Origin of the sequence: uncultured Campylobacter sp., from assembly GCF_938045775.1 — a bacterium.
Lineage (GTDB): Bacteria > Campylobacterota > Campylobacteria > Campylobacterales > Campylobacteraceae > Campylobacter_B.
This window is the reverse complement of the sequence record NZ_CALIBH010000192.1, coordinates 1-1161: the sequence shown is the minus strand read 5'-3', so window position 1 is coordinate 1161 and position 1161 is coordinate 1. Positions and strand designations below refer to the sequence as shown.

Below are 1161 nucleotides of genomic sequence, written 5' to 3'. Positions count from 1 at the left end.
TTTTCGCCAACTTCTACGATTTTGCTTAGCACGTATTGTTCTAGCTCGCGTCTAGGCACGTCATTTTTGAGCGCTTCGTTGTAGATATTTTCGACTATGCGGCTGTATTTTTCGTAGGGAAAGTAGAGGAAATGGTTCGCCCAAGCGCGTTTGATGAGCTCGTGAGTAAGCTTTTTTCTAGCCCACGCTTTAAAGCAATCAAAGCCGATAAAAACCGCAGATGTCGCTACGATCGTAAATAAAATGGAGAAGTGAAAGTCGATCTTTTCAAACATCGCGTGCGTCAGCGTTATCAAAAACATAACGCAGACGAATGCGAAGCAGGCGAAGATAACATAGGATTTGCCGTAGTTAAATTTAAAATTTAGCTTCGAAGGATCGACGAGCATGCCGTCGTTAAACTCGGCATTAGCTTCGAGCAGATCGCGGAAAAGCACTGGTTTATGCGACACATGAAACATAATTTCTAAAAGCCTATCTTTAAAATTTGATTTATCCATCGGAGTTCCTTCGATTTTTGCGGCATTATATCTTAAATTAAATTGTTATAAGATAAAATGATGCGAAATTTCAAGGAGAGATTATGTTTGAAATCAGCGGAATGAGCGGCGATGAGATAGTTTATATTAACGGCAAATTTTGCAAGGCCAAAGAGGCCGCGATAAGCCCTTTTGATCGCGGTTTTGTGCTTGGAGACGGCATCTATGAAGTAGCGCCCGTGGTAAATTCTAAAATTTGCGACAGAGCGGATTTTTGGGAGCGCTTTGAGCGCAGCGCCGCGCAGATCGAGCTAAAAATTCCATATTCTCGCGAAAAATATGAGGAAATTTTATATGAACTCATCGCGCAGGGCGGCGTGAGCGAGGGCGCTTTCTACACCCAGATCACAAGAGGTGCGGCGATGCGCGATTTTGACTACGTCCGCGGCATAGAGCCCAGCGTCTTTGCTTTTGTCTATCATACGCAAATTTTTGATAATCCGCTCGCAAAAGAGGGGATCGAGATCGTAAGCCTGCCCGAGATCCGCTGGCACAGGCGCGATATAAAATCGATCTCGCTTTTAGCGCAGTGCATCTTAAAGCACGAGGCCCACAAGGCGGGCGCTTATGAGTGCTTTTTGATCGAGGACGGGCTAGTTACCGAGTGTTCGAGCTCCAGCGC

The 1161-nt window shown here is 45.4% G+C and carries 2 protein-coding genes; one reads left to right on the top strand and one right to left on the bottom strand.

Going from position 1 to position 1161, the window contains the following annotated elements; all coding sequences use genetic code 11:
• Positions 1-500: hypothetical protein (locus Q0238_RS07540; RefSeq protein ID WP_297944608.1), on the bottom strand; the 500-nt coding region annotated here is incomplete at its 3' end.
• Between the two features lie 83 nt (positions 501-583).
• Here Q0238_RS07540 and Q0238_RS07535 point away from each other — a divergent pair.
• Positions 584-1161, top strand: a 578-nt coding sequence (locus Q0238_RS07535; protein WP_297944606.1) for an aminotransferase class IV, incomplete at its 3' end; no start/stop codon positions are given.